The organism is Streptomyces sp. NRRL S-31, from assembly GCF_000718775.1.
Classification (GTDB): Bacteria; Actinomycetota; Actinomycetes; order Streptomycetales; family Streptomycetaceae; genus Streptomyces.
The window spans coordinates 45,321-66,541 of the sequence record NZ_JOCB01000009.1 but is presented as its reverse complement, the minus strand read 5'-3'; the positions used below and the strand labels follow the sequence as shown (position 1 = coordinate 66,541).

The following is a 21,221-nucleotide window of genomic DNA, read 5'->3' as shown; positions in this document are numbered from 1 at the left end:
GGCACATCAGGGGTGGCAGTCTTTGCCTTCGGTGGCAAGGCTCAATCTCCTTCGATCAGGCAGCCAGAACGCCGGTCAGACGGGCAGCCGCCTTACCGCCGAACAGCGCGAGACCCGTGTAGAACTCAAGGCGCGTCCGGTAGACCGGCATCACGTCAAGCTCACCCAGGTCACGGACCTGAACGCCACCGTTGGTCAGACCCGTCACGGCCTGGTCACCCTCAGCGGAACCGAACTTCACGGCGTAGATCGAGCCCGCCGCACTGGACGTGCCCTGAGTCTCCGTCTGGGGGATGATGTCCGCACCAGCCGACGTCTGGCCGATGTCTAGAAGCGGGATGCCGTTGTACGTGGCCACCATCTTCTGGGTCAGCGCCTCACGGATCATCTCAACCCCACCAAGACGCCGTGCGCTGGACTTGACCTTTGCGATGATCTTGCTGTTGGTGTATAGCGCGCCGTTACTGCCGTTGATGCCGGGAACCTGAGCGATCAGCGCGTCTAGCGCGTCGAAGAAGTCGTGTCCGCCGGCCACGGGACCCATGCCGTTGGTGGCAGTCGCGATGACCTGAGCACCGGTCAGGCGCTTCTTGAGACCATCAAAGCCCTTCGGCGTGACGGCGGTGTCACCGTTGATGAAATTGTCCTGGAAAAAGTACGAAGCCGCCTTCACCTTCATCCGGGTCTGAATGGCGCGCTGATCGTTCAGGTTGCCCCGGGTCTGGACGATGAAGCGGTCAACATCAGCGTCACCACCCATGATGACCAGCTTCTCAGACTTTGGGTTAACCGTGCCCGTGGACTCCGGGTAAGCCTCATTCACCGACCGGAACGCAACACCCGGTAGCGTCGCCTCTTCGTTGTAGGCGTACGCGTTGCCCTGAATGGTCAAGAACGGGATACGGTCCAGAACCGGAGATTCCTGAACGAAGGTCTCAAGTACACCGCGCTGTAGGTCATCCTGCGACAGCTTCGCGGCCTCAGTCAGAGTTAGGGGCATGGAAAGTCTCCAATGTCAGAAGGCACCTACGAAAATCGGAGGTGGTTACTTGCCCTTGCCATACGCACGCGCCATGCGCTCAAGTGCGTCCTTCGGCTCAGGCTCAGCGGAAGGCGTCTTGCCCCCGCCAACGTAGCCCCACGGCTTGACTCCGGACTCAGCGGCAGCCAGATAGGGACGTGCCTTGAGAAGGTCATCAATGGCCTTCGTCACGGCGGCTTCGTCGCTGGTGTCAACGTCGGAAGCCTTGAGGAAAAGCAGAGCGTCAGCCGGGTCCTGTAGGCGCCCCTTGGCCTCAGCCTTGATGGCTGTCTCGGCTAGCTGGGTGGCAAACTCCGCCCGGATCTCACTCTTGATAGCGTCAAGGTCCGCGCCCTTGACCGCTGCATTGGAACGCTGTAGGCGCTTGACTTCCGCCTGTAGTTCATCGCGTTCCTTCTCAGCCGCCTTACGGGCATCGCGCTCCGTCTTGATGGCCTTCTTACCGGCGTCGCCTAGCTCCGCCTCAGCGTCGCTCTGGTCGCCCTTACCGTCATCGGCCGGCCCGTTCTTCGGGGGCGTGCCCTCAGCCTTGCCAGGGTCCCCATCCTTGGGGGTGTCAGCGCCAGCGTCAGGGCCATTCGGGTTGAGGGTCTCAGGCATGGGGGAATCGCTCCCTACGTGATAAAGCCGTGCTTCTTGAGCAAGGCGATTTGAAGCTCACGGTTGTCATCCGCTTGCTTTAGGATCTGTTCAGGCATCAGGCGCGCTTCCCGGGAACGGGTGTAGCGCTTTCCTGGCGTCTTCTCGAAGCCAGCGTCAAGCGCCTTACCGCCGATACCGCGCCGGGTGGTCCCCTCGGTGGTGACCTTCTTGCCTGTAGTGGCGGTGGCCATTCCGCGTCGCGCGTTGACCACCTGACCTATGTCAGCGCCATTCTCGATGGCATCAGCCCCCGCAGCACCGAAGCGCTTTCGACGCTCTTCCGGAGTCATCTGCCTGAATATGTCTTCCGGGCTGGCGCTCTCGCGCCATTCCTGATCGCTCATGGGCTCCATACCGCAATCACACTTCGGGTGACGCTTGAAACCTTCTGAGTAGCTGTACTGTCTGCCGGCCAAGACGATGCACCTGGAGCATGCCGGTAGCTTCACCACCCGCACGTAAGCAACGCACTTCGGCTCAGCGGCCATCGCGACCTGTGTAGCCGTGCGCGCCGTGTCGGCAATGGTAGTTGCAACAAGGGTGCCCATTTGAGCCATGCCCCTTGCCAGCGCCACGTCAGCCGGCAGGCCAACGGATAGCGCCTGAGCCGTGGTTACCGCCGGGACGTACAGAAGGGTTGCTAGCAACCTTCCGTCCATGGCGATGCCGGCCAGCGAACCAGCGTTCAAGGTGGCTTCCGCCGCTACTCCTGCACCCTGTGCGAGCATCGCGCCCGTCACGAATGCCTGAGCACCCTGAGCCGCTGACAACTGGCCAGCAATCACAGCATTGAGAATCTGCCGCCCAGTTTCGCCCTGTAAGGCAGCGAAGATGCGGTCAGGGGGCACGTCACGCCAAAGGGCCTGAACGGCCCCTACAACGCTCTGTGTGATCCCCTGCACCACTTCGTACCGGGTGGCAGCCAAAGTGGCTGACGCGGCCACGGAGCCCCCTCACTACGCCGCTATGGTTAGGTCTTCCGCTGTGGTGTCATCCGGCTTCGGGCCGAACAAACCAGCGATGTTCCCACCCACAATGGCGGCAGCCTGGTCATCCCGCATGGACTTCCAGCGCTCAATCTCTTCCGGCGTGGTGTCCGGCATCCGCTCCCATAGAGCTTCATCCGGAACGTTGATCGCCTTGTACTTCGTCAGGGCGTCCGCGTACTGGGCTTCGCTGCGGAACTGTGCATCACGCCAGACGACAGACCCCATGCTTATTGCCTCAGCGCGTGCAGCATCCCCAGCGGCAAGCGCCTCAAGCCGCATGAGTTCGCGAAGCGAAGCACCGAAATACCGCTGCCTTTCCTGCACCTTGGCGACTAGGCCGGCCTCAGACGCCACCAGAGCATCAGCGCTGATATTGACCATTTCCCCAGTCAGATAACTTGGCGGGGTTCTGGTCTGCGCGGCTATATGCCTCACAGCGGTCTCAATAACCGTGGTGTAGTTCGTCAGATCGGCACCGCTGAACTCGGCAATCGACGCACCCTCACGCTCTAGCCAGAGAAGACGATTGCGACGGAACTCATCAATGGGCAAATCCTCTTCGCCAATGACTTCCCCGTCGCTGTCAAGTATCTCCTTGGTGGGGCGATCCATGCCCAGCACTGCACGCGCCGGCAGAGCGCGTTCGTCTGCGGCTGTCATCAGATGAGCCCACAGGGTGTTAACCGCGTCCTGTAGCGGCGCCACACTGGCAATCTCGCTGGTAGGCTTCCCGCGCAGACGCGCGCGATTCTCCAGCGCCACCAGGGGCACTACCCCTAGCGGGTTGCTCAGGATACCGGCAGACACCCACCCAGCATCAGACTTCAGGGCAAAGCCATACGGGCTATCAACCCTACGCACCCACAGATAGACCGCGTCCGGGTAGAACAGGGAAGCGCGCTCCTGATCCCCGTCACGCCACAGCAAAAGCCCAGCACGGCGCACCCGACGCTTACCAGGCACATACTCAACAATGGCCTGTTGCACGTCGTGAAACGTGATCTCCGTATTGATCCCATCCGGCTTCCATACCAGACCATAAGATCGGCCGCTGATCAGAGCCTCAAGGAAGGCTAGGCCAACCTCAACATCGCACTCATTACGGCGCCACGCATCCCATGCAGCCGTATCCAGCGAACCATCATTGAGGCGGAAAGCAATCGGCACCAGGCGCTCAACAGTGGCGTCAGGCACCACCTGACACCAGTTGTCCGAGAAGCCCTCAAAGAGGGCACCTGTCTGCCCCTTGAACTCCGGGGATGCAAACTTTAGGGGAACTTCCCCATCGTAATACTTCGACCAGTCATCAGCCTTACCGGCTCTACGCTTGAGCTTTCCGTACAGCCGATTAAGGTCGTCTAGTGGGGTCAGCGCCATGGGTAACCCCCTTCTAGGCACCTACGGATTTTCGGATGTTGGTCACGCGGAAACGGCGCGCGCCTTCTTGAGGGGTCGCCTAATGTAGCCATCCATAGCCATGACGGATGCCGCAATGCCGTCGATGCGGCTTGAGGACTTCTGCCGGTCAGGCTTCACGGGGCGGAAATTGTCATTGCCATCCGCAATGATCTCGACACAAGAGGCGTGCCAGCGAAGAACCGGGTTGCCGCCGTGGCGGATCTTCCCTTCGCGCAACAGGCGCTCAAGTTCCTTCGAGCCGGGACCCATGCCTAGGTATGTCTGAGCAATCGGCACCAGGTCCACACCCCGGGTCTTCTGGTCAACGCGCTGCACCAACTGACCTGCGAACATGCGGTCATAGCTGATGCGCTGTACATTCAGCCGGCGGCAGTCCTCAATGATGCGCTTCTCAATGGCGCCGTAGTCGATTGCGTCGCCTTCGGTTAGCTGAATCCAGCCTTCGCGCACCCAGAGCCTAAGCGGCACCTGTAGCTGCTGTTCAAGCTCGTCCACGCGCTCTTCCGGAAGCCAGAATCGTGCGATCAATTCAAGCTCAACACCAGGCTGCCGGGACTCAACGGCCATCACCCATGCCGACATGTCAGAGACAGCGGAAAGGTCAACGCCACCCCACGCGCGCCGGTAGCGCATGCGCTGATCATCGACCGTACCAGCGTTGGAGTCCCACAGCGGCATGGGTAGCCATCTGGTGGACGAGCGCATACGTCGATTCAGGCTCAGCCGGCAGAACGTTGGGAAGTATGATGGAGTCGACTTCGCCTTAGCCGCTTCACGGCGCATGTACGCTAGCGAAGGCGACTGACCTAGACCCGGGTTAGCCTTATACCAAGTGGCTTCATCAAAGGGATCGTCCGACTCTTCGGCAGCCCAGATGACCCCGTAATGACCCGGGTCATCAATCACGTTCTCGGCTAGGCGCCGCGTGTAAGTGTGCTTCTCGTCATAGATCGAACCCTCTTCGCCTTCGTCGGCGGTCGTGATGAACACGACTAGGGGCTGATCACGCGCGCCCGTTCCGGTCTCGATGGCGTCAACTAGGTCACGCTTCTTGTGAACGTGGACTTCGTCGACAATGGCGCCGCTGACGTTCAGGCCGTGTGCCGTTTCGGCAATCTTGGAAAGCGCCCGGAATACACCGCCTGTACGCGGAACCCGGATAACGCCCCGAAGCACCTCAACACGGCCCTTGACCGCATTGGAAGTCAGCGCCATGCGCTTAGCGTCATCAAAAACACGCTCAGCCTGTGGCAGTGAACCAGCCGCCGCGTAGACTTCTGCACCATGCTCCCGATCAGCCAGCAACAGCGTCAGGCCAATTCCCGATGACAAGGTTGACTTGCCGTTCTTACGCGGGACCTCAATCCAGACAGACCGGATAACGCGCACTTCCCTGTCAATCTCTGGGTCATACCAGAGCCACCCGAAAACGGGGGCGATCACCCAGACGATTTGCCATGGAGCTAGCTTGAGGGGGCTTGCGCCCCACCGCCCCTTGGTGTGCTTGAAGGACTCAACGGCCTTCACGGCGCGACGTGCAGCATCCACAGAGAAGTGGGCGCCTGGTTGCTTATCCGCCTGCATGCCCAGCACCAGCGGCTGGCTACGTGCTGCCTGTTCGATCTCTTCTGGCGTCAGCCCTAGCTCAATGAGCGCGTCATACGGAACTGGCAGCGCCTCAGTCGAACACGTCTCCGTCATCGTCTCCCCCGTTCTCAGGCGGCTGAATGCGCCCACGGGCAGACGGACTTAGACCTAGTTCGCCAATGTAGCGGGCAAGCTGTGAGCGGTACTGGCCAAGCACGGTGGTCCACCCGTTCTTCTGCCACCCGCGTTCGCCTTGCATCAAAACCCCGTCACGCGACAGAGACCGTTCGCCCTGGTCGATTCGTGCGACGCATACGCAGTAGTCCGTCAAGACCACCGTGTCTACAGCCCCGATACCGGCCGTGTACTTGAGCACCGGGATAACCCGGTTCCACTCCCCCGAAGCCACCTGACGGCAGCGAGCGACGCCAGCGGCAGACCCGGGGAACACAACAGACCAGTCAGGCTCTGCAAGCTCAGCTGGCGGGATGGTGATCCCCGGATTGATGGGGCGCTTGCCCGGGTTGCCTTCGCGCACCACCTGTAGTGGTGGCTTGCTGCGCATCGGGTCAGCCATGAGATCACCTCCGAAAAATCGTATGTGGGTTGCCTTGATGCTCTGCACTGTGCTTAGCTACAGCCATGACGACAGAGAAGCTGACCCCGAAGATGCAAGACGCACTCACCAAGATCAAGGCAGCCGGTAAGGTGGGAGAGTGGCTGAACGCCTACGCTGCCATTGGGGTAAACGGCCACAGCGTCAGGGCACTGCGCCACCGTGGGCTTCTCGTTCGTGACGGCAAGTACCTGGTTCCGGCTGGCATGCAGTCAGACATCATCGGCAACTACCGCGTGTGGCCTGACGGATCATCTGAGGCCATCTGAGCAACAAAGCCACCAGTCAGCCCCCGGCGCGAAACCGGGGGGCTTTCTCATGCTCAGGTACCACACGCACAGCGGCGCCGGTCACAATTTGTTACCGGAACACGACATTCCGTAAGATAGACTCTCGCCATGAGAAGACTGATCATTCCGGCCCTAGTTGGGGCCACGCTGGCGCTCGCCGGTTGTTCTTCCGGTGACAACAAGCCAGCGGCGCCGGCCACCAGTACAGCACCCACCAGCAAGGCCCCCACATTTGACCGTGACGCTGCTCAGCGCGAGTCATGGGAGTCCGCCCGGGACATGTACTCGGCAGACCTCAAGCTGAGCATCTGCGACGCTGCCAAGAAGGGGGGTAAGGCTGGCGTCAAGGCACTCCTGACGGACAGCGAACGCATGCCCTTCGTAGTGGAGCGGCCAGACTATGACGCCGGCCAGTGGGTCACGTACTGCACCAGCAAGTAGGGCCAGACAAGCCCCCGGGCGCGAAACCCGGGGGTTTTCTCATGCCCGCAACAGCCACGCACGGACACCCAGACACACGGCCAGGGCGACCAGCTCAGAGAGCAGGAACCACACAATTAGGGGCACTTGATGTCTCCGCGCAAATGGTCCAGGTTGCGTCGCTAGCTATTTCCCTCCCTGCCGGGTGCTCTCAGGCACCGGAGGGGGTCACCCCCCAGGGTGGTTACGCCACACGGAAAGCAAGCAGGGTCAGCGAAGCTGAGTCAACAGTCACGCCCACATCAGCGCCGTAGTCAGCCTGATTGAACGGCCCAAGAGCAAGGGAAGCACTGGCTGGCACAGTCACGGTTCGCGGCACAACGGCCTGACCATCGACCGTGCGCGTCAGGCTGATTGTCAGCACATGCGGCATCGCCGTGTCCGTGTTCTTGACTACCAGGCCCGTACGTCCATCGTTCGGCACTGTATGACCAAGCAACGTGTCACCAGGTACAGCGTCAGGCATTGCATTACCTGAACGCGTGAAGGTCACAATGGGAACCTCAACAGCCACGCTTCTACTCCTTAACCTTGCGACGCTCTGCCGCCCATCCACCAGGCTGATGCTTGGCGGTCTCACGGTTATGGCAGACAGCACACAGTGGGCGAAGGTGAGTGGGACTGTCAGGCTCTACCCCCCGGGCCACCAGTTCACGGCGGGACAGGGGGTGATGGTCAGCAACCGTGGCAGGGGCACTACACAGCACACACCATGGATGGGTGTACAGGTACGCGCGCCTGACGCGCTGCCAGCGACTGGAGCCATAGTTGAACGCCCCACGCTCACGCCTTAGTTGGTGATCCTGGGAGCGATGCTCAGTGCAGCGACCGCCTACGGCTGTCAGCTCAGGACAGCCCGGGATCGTGCACGGCTTACGTGGCCGGCTAGGCATGCGGCCACCTCCGAATTTTCGTATGTGGGCTTCGCCGGACAGGCGGACCGGGGTAGCCCCGTGAGTCTCACACTGGTCGCTTATCAGGGCTGGCCTGACCGGCGTAGCCTGGTGCGGGTAGCAGGGATCGAACCTGCGTTACCTGGTCCCAAACCAGGCGTGATGCCACTTCACTACACCCACGCTGCGCGCCCTGGATTCGAACCAGGATTACCCGGGCCAGAACCGGACGTGCTGCCGTTGCACTAACACGCAATGGGCGCTAGCGCACCAGTTGCCTGACCACCCCGAAGGGACCTCAGGTCTTATCCTGTGCGCGCCAGCGTAGTCCGCTGAGAGGGATTCGAACCCCCAAGCCCAATGGGCAACAGGGTCTAAGCCTGCCGTGTATACCATTCCACCATCAACGGGAGTGCTGCGCACGTAGTCGGGATTCGAACCCATGCCACCTCAGCGGCCGTACCTTGCGGGCACCCTGGTTACGCCGTACACCAGGACTCCGTACGTATGTTGCGCAGCAAACGGCTTCGCGGGCTAATGCACAGCTATGCACCCCAAGCCACTGGGCTTCGCTAGTGGGCAGCGCTACCCGCCCTGCCATCCCAGATGTGTAGGTCAGGTGGGACTTGAACCCACAGCCACCGGATTAAGAGTCCAGCGCTCTTACCAATTGAGCTACTGACCTAAGTTACTGGCCTTGCCTACGGGCATTGCCCGTGCACCCGCATGGAGCCATCCGGCGCCCATCCCATAGCCAGTCTGGCGGGTCCCTAGCGCCCCTTCTCCCGGTTTCGAACCGGTACCAATGCTGCGCAAACACATGGCGAAGCCCGCACGATGCTCCGAAAAGGGAAGTGGTGAAGCGCAAGACTGTGCGGAATCGAACCGCCCGGACACCAACCCGCCCCCAGGGAACTTGCGCCTTGCTGGCCTGCCTGGATTCGAACCAGGAACCCCCCGGGTAACAACCGGATGCGCTGCCGTTGCGCCACAAGCCAAAACGGGGTAATGGGAATTCAACCCATCCGCCGGCCGATTCGCTTCGCTGACTAGACGAAGCTACTAGGGCCAGAGCACAAACAGTGCTTACCCCTTGTCCCTATCGTTGCGCGGTCAGGCGCTATTGTCGGGACCAGTGCCAACCCCTGGATTCGAACCAGGAACTTCCGGCTTATGAGACCGGCGCCCATCCCACTGGGCTTGACTGGCACTGCGCGTGCGGGGCAGTCAATCCCGCTTACAGTAACAGGCTTCCACACCTGCACCGGCCCTTTGGCTACGCCGCGCCCCGTACCGGATTCGAACCGGTGATATCCGCCTTGACAAGGCGGCGCCTTAGACCACTAGACGAACGGGGCAGGCGCTTCGCGCATTCTGGGACGCGCCGCAAGTGGCTGGTCCTAGCGCGAAGCGCGCCCTGTACTACAACCCTGGGAGAGAGGCAGGGGAGCAACAGGGAGCTGAGCAAGGCCAACGGTCCGCCTGACATCGTGTCTGTGATAGGTGCGCGGGATCATCTTGCTTCACCCCTTATCTAGTGAGTCGAATGCCTGACCCGTCGGAGTGGAAAGCCGCTGATTTTGGGGCTGGAGTGTAGAAGTGTAGATGGGCAGGCTGAGCCGGGTATCCCCTTAGAAACCCATAGCTATTACGGGGGGTGTATCTGAAACTACACTTCTACATTTAGGCAGGTCAGGGTGTGGGCACTCCACCCGCTCATGCCCGCTGACACGCCGAAGGGCGCCCACCAGCCGTAGCCAGTGAACGCCCCAGGTGGCTTACCTCTCGCCCTCAGCGGCCGGCGCGCTCCGTCAGGTACCGCACAGCCCGGACCGCCTTCCTGACCCCTTCGAGCCCTCCCAATACGTCTACGCATTCCTGGCAGGTGACGCAGATGCCGTGCTGATCCGAGATAGGCGTGCCGCAGATGGCACATCGGAAGTCACGCATGCCGGCCCGATACGCGGCTTGCGCTTCCGCCTTCTCTTCGGCTGTCTGCTCTGACCGGCGCTCAGCCTGATCTTTTGCCTTGCACTTTCGGCACTGACTCTGTCGCCCTCCCTTCCGGCGATTATCCGGGGGGAATTCAGCTAGCGGCTTTGACTGATGGCACTTAGTGCACGTCTTGCTGCCACTCATGCTGCGCTCACCCAGTCCCATTCGGTCAGCCGATCCTCAATCGGGGTGTGATCTCCCCTGCCCTTCGCTGGAAGGACGTACACCGCGTTTAGTGCACTCTTCAGCAGCATGCGCCTTGTGCCAATAGTGGCATCGTCCCATGCTTCCCTAAGTGCTGCATGGTCCATAAGGACAGTCAAGTCCCCTTCTTCTTCCCCTAGTTCTTCCAGCTTAGTGGTCATGGTTTTGATGGTCAGGCGCTGCGCGTTACTCAGTTCCTCGTATCGCTCTTCGCTCATCTTTCCGTACACGTAATAGTCGTCTTCCAGCTTCTTGACGCGCGCCTGAGCGGCTTTGAGTGATGCTTCGGCATGTTCCCGCTGTGCCTTGCGCTCCGGGTCTGAGAGAGACAGCCAGCGCCGTGCGATGACGTGCAATACGCGATCGGTAGGGTCGAGGGCTGTAACGTGGCTGATGAATGCTTCCTTGAGGGCGTGTTCCAGCCGTGGCGCCCTGGTGCTGATGCCCTTGCATGTGCCCTTGCTCGAACGGTTCACGCACCGGTAATAGCCCCTGTGGTGGCGCATCCACCCTCTGCACATGTGGCAGTGCACGAAGCCCGTTCCAAGGTATTCAGCGTCACGCCTACCCCTGGTGCCATCAGCAGAACGACGCTCAGCGTATCCGGCCTTGATCTCGTACCACTCAGATACGGTGGCTACACCCTCACCACAGCGAACTGGGTCACTGTTCTCATCCAATAGGGGTTCCTGGGTATTCACCCATTTACCCGTGGGCTGGCCGTACTCGTCTAGAACCCGTTCCGTGCGTGGGACCATGCCGGCGAAGAGGGGACTTTGCACGATTCGGCTGACGGTCTCAGGGGTGAACTCGGCTCCCGTACGCGTGCGGAATCCTTCTTGGTTGAGTTTTATTCCCGCCGCAGTACCACTCAACTTCTCTCCCGGCTTTCCGTCTTCGGTCTCGTACTTGCCGACCATAAGATCAACCAGCCGACGCGCTCCCGGGTACTCCAGCGGGTTAGGGGCCACCAGTCCACTTGGCTTGCCATCTGCCAGTCGGGGGCTCATGAGGCCATACGGCGGTAGCCCGGTTCCCCTCCTGCCCTCAAGCCGATGAGCTTCGTGGCCCGTGTTGACCCGAAGGGCAATATCCTTGGCTTCTTCCCGGGCGCGCTCGCTCAGGATGGCGAAGACTATGCGTGCGCCCGGCTGGCGACTGTCAAGCCCCTCAGTGGTAGAGACCAGGCCAGCCTTCCGCCGGTCGAACTCATCCAGCATCCGACCAACCGCGCCCATGCCGCGCCGGTCAAACCTGTCCGTCTTCCAGAATGCCAGCGTTTTTGACAGTCCGTCAGTTAGAACGGCTTCCGTCGCTTTCTCGAACTCAATGCGCCGGATGTACGACTTGGATGCGGACAACTGTTCGAACCAGACATGCCGAATCTGCCAGCCTTCCGGCCAGCGATGCCGGACGATGTCCCGAAGGTGCTGGCGCATGGTGGCAAGGTCTTCCCGCTTCTTGCTGCGCCTTAGATAGGCTTCAATGAGCCGTTCTGGTGGCCAAGAGCCTTGAGGGTTTCGTAGTCGTCGCGCTTCAACGTCCCTCCCTAGTCAGAAGCACCTGACCAGACTACTACTTTCCCTCGGGCACTTCGAGGAGATCGCCATGGCCTACTCCTTCTCCCGTCCCTCGGCCAAGCGCGCCGCGCGCGTGCTCTCGCTGGAGCGGTCCACGGCCACCGACGGCGGTCGCGGGGCCGAGGTTCCGGGCGGTGACCTGTACGACCCCGTGACCGGTCTGCTCGCTCCCGCCGGCCGGTTCACCGCCGTGGTGTGCGGTGACCCGGACGCCGCGGGCCGGCTCGCCGAGCGGCTGGGCGGCCACCCATCGGAGCCGGACCGGTCGGTACTGCTGGGCGGAGTACCGCTGGACGAGCTGCCCCTCGACAGCGCCCGGACCGCCGTCCTCGTCCAGGACAAGGACCCGGTGCTGCTCTCCGGCACGCTGCGCGAGCTGCTCGACGTGCCCTCGTCCGGCACGGTGCCGGCCGCGGACGCGTTGGCGGCGGCGCAGTGCGCGGACGTGCTGGACGCGCTGGTGCAGGGTTCGCTGGGCGCAGCCGACCCGATGGACGCCCGCATCACCGAGCGGGGACGCTCCCTGTCCGGCGGCCAGCGCCAGCGGCTCGCGCTCGCCAGGTCGCTGATCACCGATCCGGAGGTGCTGGTGCTGGACGAACCGACCTCCGCGGTGGACTCACACACCGAGGCCCGCATCGCGGACGGGCTGCGCCGGCTGCGGTCGGGACGGACCACGGTGGTGTTCACCTCCTCGCCGCTGCTCCTCGACCGGGCGGACCGGGTCGCCCTGGTGCACGAGGGCGATGTCGTCGCCGTCGGCACGCACCGCGAGCTGGTCGAGCGCGAGCCGCGGTACCGGGCCGTGGTGACCCGTGAGACCGACGAGGAACTGACCGCCGCCGGTGAAGGCATCCTGCTGGACGCGCTCCAGGAGCTGGACGAGATCGAGGAGAACGCATGATCGGCGTTGCGCCGCCGGCATACGACCCGGCGGCCCCGACGACCGCCACCACCCTGCCCGTCGGCGCCGCCTCGACCGTGCGTGCCTACGTCACCGAGCTGTTCCGCCGGCACCGCCGGGCCTTCCTGCTGCTCATCACCGTCAACACGGTGGCCGTGGTCGCCTCCATGGCGGGTCCGTACCTGCTCGGCGGCCTGGTCGAGCGGGTGACGGACCGGGCGGCGGAGCTGCACGTGGGCCTGACCGCCGGGCTGTTCGTCCTCGCGCTCACCGTGCAGGCCGTGTTCGTACGACAGGTGCGGCTGCGGGGCGCGGTGCTCGGTGAGCGGATGCTGGCCGACCTGCGCGAGGACTTCCTCGTGCGATCCGTCGGGCTGCCGCCGGGCGTGCTGGAACGAGCGGGCACCGGCGACCTGCTCTCCCGCATCACCACGGACATCGACCGGCTGGCCAACGCCATGCGCGAGGCGGTGCCGCAGCTGGCCATCGGTGCCGTGTGGGCGCTGCTGCTGCTCGGCGGGCTGGTCGTGACGGCCCCGCCGCTGGCCGCCGCCGTACTGCTCGCCTCGCCCGTGCTGGTGATCGGCTGTCGCTGGTACTTCAAGCGGGCACCGTCCGGCTACCGCTCGGAGGCCGCCGGGTACGCCGCCGTCGCCGCAGCGCTCGCCGAGACCGTGGACGCCGGCCACACCATCGAGGCGCACCGCCTCGGTGAGCGCCGTGTGGCCCTGTCGGAGCGGCGGATCGCGGAATGGACGGCATGGGAACGCTACACATTGTGGCTGCGCTCGGTGCTCTTCCCGGTCATCAACACCGTCCACCTCCTCGTGCTCGGCTCGGTCCTGATGGTCGGCGGGGTGTTGGTGCTGCGGGGCTGGATCGGGGTGGGTCAGCTGACCACCGGGGCGCTCATCGCCCAGATGCTCGTCGATCCGGTGAACCTCATCCTGCGCTGGTACGACGAGGTACAGGTCGCCCAGGTGTCGCTGGCCCGCCTGGTCGGTGTGCGGGACATCGAGCCGGACGCCGGGGACGCGGCGCTGGCGCCCGACGGCCGGGTCGTGCACGCCGACCGGGTGCACTTCGGCTACCGCGAGGGTGTCGACGTGCTGCGCAGGGTGTCCCTGGAGGTCGCTCCGGGCACCCGGCTCGCCCTGGTCGGCCCCTCCGGAGCGGGCAAGTCCACGCTGGGGCGGCTGCTCGCCGGAATCTACGCGCCCCGGGACGGCCGGATCACGCTGGGCGGCGCGGAGCTGTCCCGGATGCCCGCCGAACGCGTCCGCTCGCACGTCGCCCTCGTCAACCAGGAGCACCACGTCTTCGTGGGCTCGCTGCGCGACAACCTGCTGCTGGCCCTCCCCCGTCCTCGGTCGCACCCGGACGGGGAGAGCACCGTCGGCAGTCACGACGCCGAGCTGTGGGCGGCCCTGGGCGCGGTCGACGCGGACGGGTGGGCGCGGGCGCTGGACGACGGCCTGGACACCGAGGTGGGCTCCGGCGGCCTCGCGCTGACGCCGGCGCAGGCGCAGCAGATCGCGCTGGCCCGGCTGGTGCTGGCCGATCCCCACACGCTGGTGCTGGACGAGGCGACCTCGCTGCTCGACCCGCGCGCGGCCCGCCATCTGGAGCGCTCCCTGGCACGTGTGCTCGACGGCCGCACCGTGGTGGCCATCGCCCACCGGCTGCACACCGCCCATGACGCCGACGTGATCGCCGTCGTGGAGAACGGCCGGATCAGCGAGCTGGGCAGCCACGACGAGCTGGTCGCGGCACAGGGGGCCTACGCGGCACTGTGGCGGTCCTGGCACGGGTGACCGTCGGCCGGGGGCGCCGGTGGCCGCGCCCGCGGTGGCCGGCACCGTCCGGTCGCGGGCGCCCACGCGTCCGGCTGCGGGTTCCGGTACCGGTCCGGCAGGCGCACCCGCCGCCGGGCCCCGGGGAAACGAGGCGCGGGGCCGCCCGTCTGCCACCGGCCGGTGCCCGGCGCGTTCCGACGGGGCTCGTCGCGGCATTCCGCGCCCGCGCCCGGGCCCGTGGCGTTGCGCGGTGCCGATCGAGGGTGGAAGGCTGGAAAGCGGCAGCGGCTCGGGGCGCGTCCGGGGACCAGGTGGTTCACGGTGCGCGACTCGTGTGCGCGTGCCGACGGCCCGCCGCCCGCTGGGGCGGCACCCGGCCGCCCTCACCACCTGGAGGTAGTCGTGGACAGCGCCGACGGCTGGGGGGACGACGTCTACCAGCCCGATCCCTCGGAGATCCCGGAGGACACGGGGGTGCTCGACGTCGAGGACACACTGGACTTCGACGGCGTCGCCGAACCGCTCGATCGCGGCTGGTCCCCTCCGGAGCGACCGTGGGCGGTGGAACACATCGGCGTGACGGCGGCCGAACGGCAGGCGGGCGAGACTCTCGACCAGCGGCTCGCCGAGGAGCAGCCCGATCTCTCCCCGCCCGACGGCGACGGTATCGGCGACTGCGACAGCACGGACGGCGAGCTTCTGGACAACGAGGTCGGCAACTTCCGCTCCGGCCGGCTGGTGGCCCCCGACGAGGGGGCGCACGAGGACGAGGAGGCCGCTCTCGTCGCCACCGACGTCGGTATCGACGGGGCCGCCGCCTCCGCCGAGGAGGCCGCGATGCACGTCGTCGACGAGGATTCCCTGCCCGGCTGAGCCGGGCCATCCGGATGCCGCTGTTCCGATCCCCCGGCCCGAGGAGCCGCCATGCAGCAGGACAAGCACCCCGACTACCACCCCGTGGTCTTCCGCGACCGTGCCGCCGGGTACGCCTTCCTGACCAGGTCCACCGCGCGGAGCGAGCAGACCATCGAGTGGGACGACGGCCAGACCTACCCGGTGATCGATGTGGAGATCTCCTCGGAGAGCCACCCCTTCTACACGGGCAAGGCCCGCACGGTCGACACCGAGGGCCGCATCGCCCGCTTCGAGCGCCGGTACGGCGGGGCGGACGCCGGCGAGCCGGGCTGATCCGGAGGGCTCCGTCAGATCACGTTGAGGGCCGCGGCGCAGCCCACCCCGCCGAGCAGCATGAACACCGGCATCAGCACCTTCAGCTCGACCCAGCTGCCCGCCCGGAACCGCATCGCCTTCGGCGGCCCCAGCGGGTACCAGCGCTTGCGGCCCACCGGGATCGGCCACAGGATCGGGCAACCGGACACGGTCAGCGCGTCGCCGATGTCGTGCACCAGCGCGCCCAGCACGATCGGCAGCCCCAGCCACAGATACTCCTGCCCGGGCGCGCTGAACAGCCAGTCCGACCCATGGCCCGGCTTGTCCAGCACTCCCGCGATGATCCACGCGCTGGTCGCCGCCAGCAGCCAGACCAGGACGTCGCTGCTGGAACCGCGTGCCGCCCGCCACAGCAGACCTTCGATCGCGAGCACCATGTGCACGAAGAGGATCCCCAGCACCGCCCAGCGGCCCCCGGTGATCGCGGCGGCGGAACAACCCGCGCCGATCAGGACCGCCCACACCCAGGTGTGCGTCAGCGTGCGGTGCCCGCCGGAGCGACGTGGGTCGCCCTGCTTCCGGGTCGCCTTGTAGACGGCGTACGACAGTTTGTCCACGATCTCGCAGATCCAGCGGGAGATCGGCCCGAAGGCCCGCGAGATGGTGGCGGCCTTGTGGTCGAGGTCCGGGGCGAGTGCGGCGCCGGCGCAGATCAGGGCGCCGCAGAGGAGGACCGGCCAGGGCATCGGATGCCCCGCTGCCGCCGCGGCCGCTCCGACGCCCAGCCAGGCCGCGGCCCCCGACAGTGAGTGTGCTGGTCCCATCATGGCCGCTTCCCGCCCCATTCCTCGTGTGCCGCTGTCCAGTTGACCTGGTGCGCCGACGTCGCGCCGGCGACACAGCGTAGCCGTCATGATCTTCGTATCCGCAGCCGATTCCCCGCTCGGGCGGCGGGCCAGGCAAGATGGGGGCGTGACCCTCATCGATCAGCTGCCGCCGACCGCCGACCCCGACGCCCTCTACGAAGCCTTCGAGTCCTGGGCGCAGGAGCGCGGTCTCACCCTCTATCCCCACCAGGAGGAGGCGCTGATCGAGGTGGTCTCCGGCGCGAACGTGATCGTCTCGACGCCCACCGGTTCCGGCAAGAGCATGATCGCGGCAGGCGCGCACTTCGCCGCGCTGGCCCGGGACGAGGTCACCTTCTACACGGCTCCGATCAAGGCCCTGGTGTCGGAGAAGTTCTTCGAGCTGTGCAAGCTCTTCGGCACCGAGAACGTCGGCATGCTCACCGGTGACGCTTCCGTGAACGCCGACGCGCCCGTCATCTGCTGCACCGCCGAGGTGCTGGCGTCGATCGCGCTGCGGGACGGCAAAGACGCGGACGTCGGACAGGTCGTCATGGACGAGTTCCATTTCTATGCCGAGGGCGACCGGGGCTGGGCCTGGCAGATCCCGCTGCTGGAGCTCCCCCAGGCGCAGTTCATCCTGATGTCGGCCACTCTGGGCGATGTGTCCTTCTTCGAGAAGGATCTCACTCGCCGCACCGGCCGCCCGACCTCGGTGGTCCGCTCGGCGACCCGCCCGGTGCCGCTGTCCTACGAGTACAAGCTGACCCCGCTCACCGAGACGCTCACCGACCTGCTGGAGACCAAGCAGGCCCCCGTGTACATCGTGCACTTCACGCAGGCGCAGGCCGTGGAGCGGGCGCAGGCGCTGATGAGCATCAACATGAGTTCGCGCGAGGAGAAGGACCGGATCGCCGAGCTGATCGGCAACTTCCGCTTCACCACCAAGTTCGGCCGTAACCTCTCCCGTTACGTACGGCACGGCATCGGCGTGCACCACGCCGGCATGCTGCCCAAGTACCGGCGCCTGGTGGAGAAGCTGGCGCAGGCCGGGCTGCTGAAGGTCATCTGCGGCACGGACACGCTCGGCGTGGGCGTCAACGTGCCCATCCGCACGGTGATGTTCACGGCGCTCACCAAGTACGACGGCAGCCGGGTGCGTACGCTGCGGGCCCGTGAGTTCCACCAGATCGCGGGGCGGGCCGGACGGGCCGGTTTCGACACCGCGGGGCTCGTGGTCGCGCAGGCGCCGGAGCACGTCATCGAGAACGAGAAGGCACTGGCGAAGGCGGGCGACGATCCCAAGAAGCGTCGCAAGGTGGTGCGCAAGAAGGCGCCGGAGGGCTTCGTCGGCTGGACGGAGAACACCTTCCAGAAGCTGATCGAGTCGGAGCCGGAGCCGCTGACGTCGCGTTTCCGGGTGACGCACACGATGCTGCTGTCGGTGATCGCCCGCCCCGGCAACGCGTTCGAGGCGATGCGCCACCTCCTGGAGGACAACCACGAGCCGCGCAAGCAGCAGCTGAGGCACATCCGCCGGGCCATCGCGATCTACCGTTCGCTGCTGGACGGCGGGATCGTGGAGAAACTCGACAAGCCGGACGCCGAGGGCCGTATCGTCCGGCTCACAGTCGACCTCCAGCAGGACTTCGCCCTGAACCAGCCGCTGTCCACGTTCGCCCTGGCCTCGTTCGAACTCCTCGATCCGGAGTCGCCGTCCTACGCCCTCGACATGGTCTCCGTCGTCGAGTCCACCCTGGACGACCCGCGGCAGATCCTCGTCGCCCAGCAGAACAAGGCGCGCGGCGAGGCCGTGGCCGCGATGAAGGCGGACGGGGTCGAGTACGAGGAGCGCATGGAGCGCCTCCAGGACATCACGTACCCGAAGCCCCTGGAAGAGCTGCTCTTCCACGCCTACGACACCTACCGCAAGAGCCACCCGTGGGTCGGCGACCACCCGCTGTCGCCGAAGTCGGTGGTCCGGGACATGTACGAGCGGGCGCTGTCCTTCACAGAGCTGGTGTCCTTCTACGAGCTGGCCCGCACCGAGGGCATCGTGCTGCGCTACCTCGCCAGCGCCTACAAGACCCTGGACCACACCATCCCGGACGACCTGAAGTCCGAGGACCTCCAGGACCTGATCGAGTGGCTGGGCGAGATGGTGCGCCAGGTGGACTCCAGTCTGCTGGACGAGTGGGAGCAGCTCGCCAACCCGGAGGAGATGACCGCCGAGCAGGCCCAGGAGAAGGCGGACGAGGTGAAGCCGGTCACGACCAACGCCCGAGCCTTCCGTGTCCTCGTGCGCAACGCCATGTTCCGCCGCGTGGAGCTGGCCGCCCTGGACCAGGTCGAGGAACTGGGCGAGCTGGACGCCGAGTCCGGCTGGGACGCCGACGCGTGGGGCGAGGCGATGGACAGGTACTGGGACGAGTACGAGGACCTCGGCACCGGCCCCGACGCCCGCGGCCCCAAGCTGCTGGTCATCAAGGAGGAGCCGGAGAACGGCCTCTGGCGCGTCCGCCAGATCTTCGACGACCCGAACGGCGACCACGACTGGGGCATCAGCGCGGAGGTCGACCTGGCGGCCTCCGACACCGAGGGCCGTGCGGTCGTCCGCGTCACCGACGTCGGACAGCTGTGAGCCGTTCACGACCAGTGGCGAGCCAAGGAGAATCCCGCCGATGACGAACCCGGCCGAGAGGCTGGTCGACCTGCTCGACCTGGAACAGATCGAGGTCAACATCTTCCGTGGCCGCAGCCCGCAGGAGTCCCTCCAGCGGGTCTTCGGTGGCCAGGTGGCGGGACAGGCGCTGGTCGCCGCGGGCCGCACCACGGACGGCGAGCGCCCCGTGCACTCGCTGCACGCGTACTTCCTGCGGCCGGGCCGGCCGGGCGTGCCGATCGTGTACCAGGTGGAACGGGTCCGTGACGGGCGCTCCTTCACGACGCGCCGGGTCACGGCCGTGCAGCAGGGCCGCACGATCTTCAATCTGACCGCCTCCTTTCACAAGCCTGAGGAAGGACCTTTCGAGCACCAGCTGCCGCCGGCCCGCGAGGTGGCGGACCCGGATTCACTGCCGACGGTCTCCGAGGAGATCCGCAAGCAACTGGGTTCGGTGCCGGAGCAGTTGGAACGGATGGCACGCCGCCAGCCCTTCGACATCCGTTACGTCGACCGATTGCGCTGGACCGCCGAGGAGATCGAGGGTGCCGAGCCGCGCAGTGCCGTGTGGATGCGCGCGGTCGGACCGCTCGGGGACGACCCCCTGGTGCACACGTGCGCGCTGACCTACGCCAGTGACATGACCCTCCTGGACGCGGTCCGCATCCCGGTGGAGCCCCTGTGGGGTCCGCGCAACTTCGACATGGCCTCGCTGGACCACGCCATGTGGTTCCACCGGCCCTTTCGCGCGGACGAGTGGTTTCTGTACGACCAGGAGTCCCCGATCATCACCGGTGGGCGTGGGCTGGCCCGTGGGCGCATCTACGACCTGCACGGACGGCTACTCGTCTCGGTCGTCCAGGAGGGCCTGTTCCGGGCCCTGTAGTCCCCGGTCGGACGCCTCGCCACCCGGCAATCGAGGGTCCGGCCTCACCAGCCAGACGCCGAGGGCCTGACGCCAGGGGTCTGCCGCCGCGAACCCGACCGAGCGCTCACACGCGCGCGGGCTCCGCGGGCCGCGGGCCTCTCCGCCGCAACCAGGCCCGCAGACCGCGCGCCGACCGCGAGGGGGCGCGCCGTGCCGGACCGTGGCTCCGGACGACCGGTGACGTCGTCGGCCGCACCGCCGACTCCGAGGCCCGCGCTGCCCGTTCCGGGAGGCTTGTCGGCTCTTCCCGGGGGCCGGTGACCGTTCGGGCCATCGGGGGAATGGGCTGTGCGACCATGCGGAACGGCGGCTCGACGCGCCGGACGCCAGGGCGAGGGGCGGGTGCGGTGCTGCGGGCCTCTTCGATCAAGCGCGCCAGGTCGCTGCGCAGCCAGCCGATCTCGTCCGCGTCCCGCGCCGTCATGAGCCGCTCGGCGAACTGTGCGGAGGCTGAACCGGGGACTCCGTGCCCCGGTGGCGCGGGCCGGAACCGGTTCAGGTGTGCGCGTTCGTACGGGTCCTTGACGACGTCGGCGATCTCGACGGGCGCCAGGAAAGCCGCCACGGCTCCGGCGCGGGCCCACGGGTCCTCGGCCTGCCGCAGCAGGAATCCCATGTGCCGTCCGCGCCAGTTGCGCGCCCGCAGGTCCACTCCGGCCGCCAGTTGCCCCCGCAGCGTCTCGGGGGTGCGCCCCTTCAGCAGTCGCGCGTTCTCCGGGACCGAGACGAACTGGCGCAGTTCCTCTGCCAGATAGAGCCAGACCACCGTGCGGTAGCGGTTGAGATAGAAGGCGACGGGCACGAGCAGGCCCAGACGGGCGAGCCGGGTGAACCTGCCGACCGGGATGTCCAGGAGGGCGGCGCCCTCCGCCGTGCCCACGGCCCACACCCTCTCCTTGAGCGACTCGGGGAAGCCGTCCTGTGCGCGGAGACGGTCGATCTCCAGGTGTTCCACTCGACGGCCCCCTCCGCCTCCCTCGTCGGGCACGGTCCGGATGCGGCCGAGTTGGACGGCGAGGTCCAGCTCAGCCCGTTTGAGCCCCAGCTCACGAGCGGCACGGCTCGGCGCGCAGGTGTCGCGGCGGGGTGGGTCAAAGGTGTTGGCCGACATGGTCGTACTCCCCCGTGGAGCTCTTGGCTCACGCCCTGTGCGTTCGCCGTGCACCCACCGTAGCCGGT

The 21,221-nt window shown here is 65.8% G+C and carries 17 protein-coding genes, 7 tRNA genes and 1 pseudogene; 8 read left to right on the top strand and 17 right to left on the bottom strand.

The genetic code is table 11. The features are described 5' to 3' along the window. Positions 1-55: 55 nt before the first annotated feature. The 6 genes from IF37_RS0105880 to IF37_RS40705 are packed head-to-tail and all read right to left on the bottom strand — an operon-like array spanning position 56 to position 6,256. Complete coding sequence (locus IF37_RS0105880; RefSeq protein ID WP_030737195.1) at positions 56-1,000, bottom strand: major capsid protein; 945 nt, start codon at positions 998-1,000, stop codon at positions 56-58. A 45-nt stretch (positions 1,001-1,045) separates the two neighbouring features. Beyond that, positions 1,046-1,642, bottom strand: coding sequence for a hypothetical protein (locus IF37_RS40710; protein WP_052844992.1), 597 nt, complete (start codon positions 1,640-1,642; stop codon positions 1,046-1,048). Between the two features lie 14 nt (positions 1,643-1,656). After that, complete coding sequence (locus IF37_RS0105870; protein ID WP_253915655.1) at positions 1,657-2,628, bottom strand: hypothetical protein; 972 nt, start codon at positions 2,626-2,628, stop codon at positions 1,657-1,659. Between the two features lie 12 nt (positions 2,629-2,640). Then, positions 2,641-4,050 (bottom strand): phage portal protein, encoded by a 1,410-nt coding sequence (locus IF37_RS0105865; RefSeq protein ID WP_052844991.1) that lies wholly within the window; start codon positions 4,048-4,050, stop codon positions 2,641-2,643. Positions 4,051-4,092: 42 nt separating this feature from the next. Further along, positions 4,093-5,829 (bottom strand): terminase large subunit, encoded by a 1,737-nt coding sequence (locus tag IF37_RS0105860; RefSeq protein ID WP_253915654.1) that lies wholly within the window; start codon positions 5,827-5,829, stop codon positions 4,093-4,095. Continuing rightward, complete coding sequence (locus IF37_RS40705) at positions 5,771-6,256, bottom strand: P27 family phage terminase small subunit (protein ID WP_106981719.1); 486 nt, start codon at positions 6,254-6,256, stop codon at positions 5,771-5,773. Before IF37_RS40705 ends, IF37_RS0105860 begins: the two co-directional genes overlap by 59 nt. A gap of 65 nt (positions 6,257-6,321) precedes the next feature. On the opposite strand from IF37_RS40705, the gene IF37_RS44315 reads away from it, so the two are divergent. Together IF37_RS44315 and IF37_RS44310 are read left to right on the top strand one after the other, a co-directional pair. Further along, the gene (locus tag IF37_RS44315; RefSeq protein WP_158727284.1) at positions 6,322-6,564 is read left to right on the top strand and encodes a hypothetical protein; all 243 of its coding nucleotides are present in this window, start codon (positions 6,322-6,324) and stop codon (positions 6,562-6,564) included. Positions 6,565-6,693: 129 nt separating this feature from the next. Then, complete coding sequence (locus IF37_RS44310; RefSeq protein ID WP_158727283.1) at positions 6,694-7,026, top strand: hypothetical protein; 333 nt, start codon at positions 6,694-6,696, stop codon at positions 7,024-7,026. A gap of 223 nt (positions 7,027-7,249) precedes the next feature. On the opposite strand, the gene IF37_RS44305 is transcribed toward IF37_RS44310, so the two are convergent. The 9 genes from IF37_RS44305 to IF37_RS41620 all read right to left on the bottom strand — a co-directional run bounded on the left by IF37_RS44305 (position 7,250) and on the right by IF37_RS41620 (position 11,644). After that, the gene (locus IF37_RS44305; protein ID WP_158727282.1) at positions 7,250-7,579 is read right to left on the bottom strand and encodes a hypothetical protein; all 330 of its coding nucleotides are present in this window, start codon (positions 7,577-7,579) and stop codon (positions 7,250-7,252) included. 488 nt (positions 7,580-8,067) lie between these two features. Next, positions 8,068-8,141: transfer RNA gene (locus IF37_RS0105850), tRNA-Pro, on the bottom strand. Between the two features lies 1 nt (position 8,142). Next, positions 8,143-8,213 (bottom strand) — tRNA-Gln (locus IF37_RS0105845). Positions 8,214-8,286: 73 nt separating this feature from the next. Beyond that, positions 8,287-8,368 (bottom strand) — tRNA-Leu (locus IF37_RS0105840). Between the two features lie 201 nt (positions 8,369-8,569). Further along, positions 8,570-8,643 (bottom strand) — tRNA-Lys (locus tag IF37_RS0105835). Positions 8,644-8,884: 241 nt separating this feature from the next. Next, positions 8,885-8,956: transfer RNA gene (locus IF37_RS0105830), tRNA-Asn, on the bottom strand. A 138-nt stretch (positions 8,957-9,094) separates the two neighbouring features. After that, positions 9,095-9,167, bottom strand: a tRNA-Met gene (locus IF37_RS0105825). A gap of 75 nt (positions 9,168-9,242) precedes the next feature. Next, positions 9,243-9,316 (bottom strand) — tRNA-Asp (locus tag IF37_RS0105820). Positions 9,317-10,093: 777 nt separating this feature from the next. Further along, the gene (locus IF37_RS41620; RefSeq protein ID WP_301540312.1) at positions 10,094-11,644 is read right to left on the bottom strand and encodes a recombinase family protein; all 1,551 of its coding nucleotides are present in this window, start codon (positions 11,642-11,644) and stop codon (positions 10,094-10,096) included. A 97-nt stretch (positions 11,645-11,741) separates the two neighbouring features. Here IF37_RS41620 and IF37_RS46335 point away from each other — a divergent pair. The 4 genes and pseudogenes from IF37_RS46335 to IF37_RS0105795 all read left to right on the top strand — a co-directional run. Next, positions 11,742-12,641: pseudogene (locus tag IF37_RS46335) on the top strand (ATP-binding cassette domain-containing protein); the annotation flags it as partial. After that, the gene (locus tag IF37_RS0105805) at positions 12,638-14,455 is read left to right on the top strand and encodes an ABC transporter ATP-binding protein (RefSeq protein ID WP_030737174.1); all 1,818 of its coding nucleotides are present in this window, start codon (positions 12,638-12,640) and stop codon (positions 14,453-14,455) included. The pseudogene IF37_RS46335 and the gene IF37_RS0105805, both read left to right, overlap by 4 nt. Before the next feature lie 384 nt (positions 14,456-14,839). Next, on the top strand, positions 14,840-15,310 hold the full coding sequence (locus IF37_RS0105800; RefSeq protein WP_030737171.1) for a DUF5709 domain-containing protein: 471 nt from the start codon (positions 14,840-14,842) through the stop codon (positions 15,308-15,310). A gap of 51 nt (positions 15,311-15,361) precedes the next feature. After that, positions 15,362-15,625, top strand: coding sequence for a type B 50S ribosomal protein L31 (locus IF37_RS0105795; protein WP_030737169.1), 264 nt, complete (start codon positions 15,362-15,364; stop codon positions 15,623-15,625). A gap of 14 nt (positions 15,626-15,639) precedes the next feature. Here the strand turns inward: IF37_RS0105795 and IF37_RS0105790 are convergent, their stop codons facing one another. Further along, positions 15,640-16,434 (bottom strand): metal-dependent hydrolase, encoded by a 795-nt coding sequence (locus tag IF37_RS0105790; protein ID WP_030737166.1) that lies wholly within the window; start codon positions 16,432-16,434, stop codon positions 15,640-15,642. Between the two features lie 145 nt (positions 16,435-16,579). Here IF37_RS0105790 and IF37_RS0105785 point away from each other — a divergent pair, with 145 nt between their 5' ends. After that, positions 16,580-19,093: an RNA helicase gene (locus IF37_RS0105785; RefSeq protein ID WP_030737163.1), complete on the top strand. Its 2,514-nt coding sequence runs from the start codon at positions 16,580-16,582 to the stop codon at positions 19,091-19,093. Between the two features lie 40 nt (positions 19,094-19,133). Beyond that, entirely contained in the window at positions 19,134-20,000 is an 867-nt protein-coding gene (locus tag IF37_RS0105780; RefSeq protein ID WP_030737161.1) for an acyl-CoA thioesterase II, read from the top strand. A gap of 106 nt (positions 20,001-20,106) precedes the next feature. Here the strand turns inward: IF37_RS0105780 and IF37_RS39055 are convergent, their stop codons facing one another. Further along, positions 20,107-21,153: a DUF6397 family protein gene (locus IF37_RS39055; RefSeq protein WP_253915653.1), complete on the bottom strand. Its 1,047-nt coding sequence runs from the start codon at positions 21,151-21,153 to the stop codon at positions 20,107-20,109. Positions 21,154-21,221: the final 68 nt, after the last annotated feature.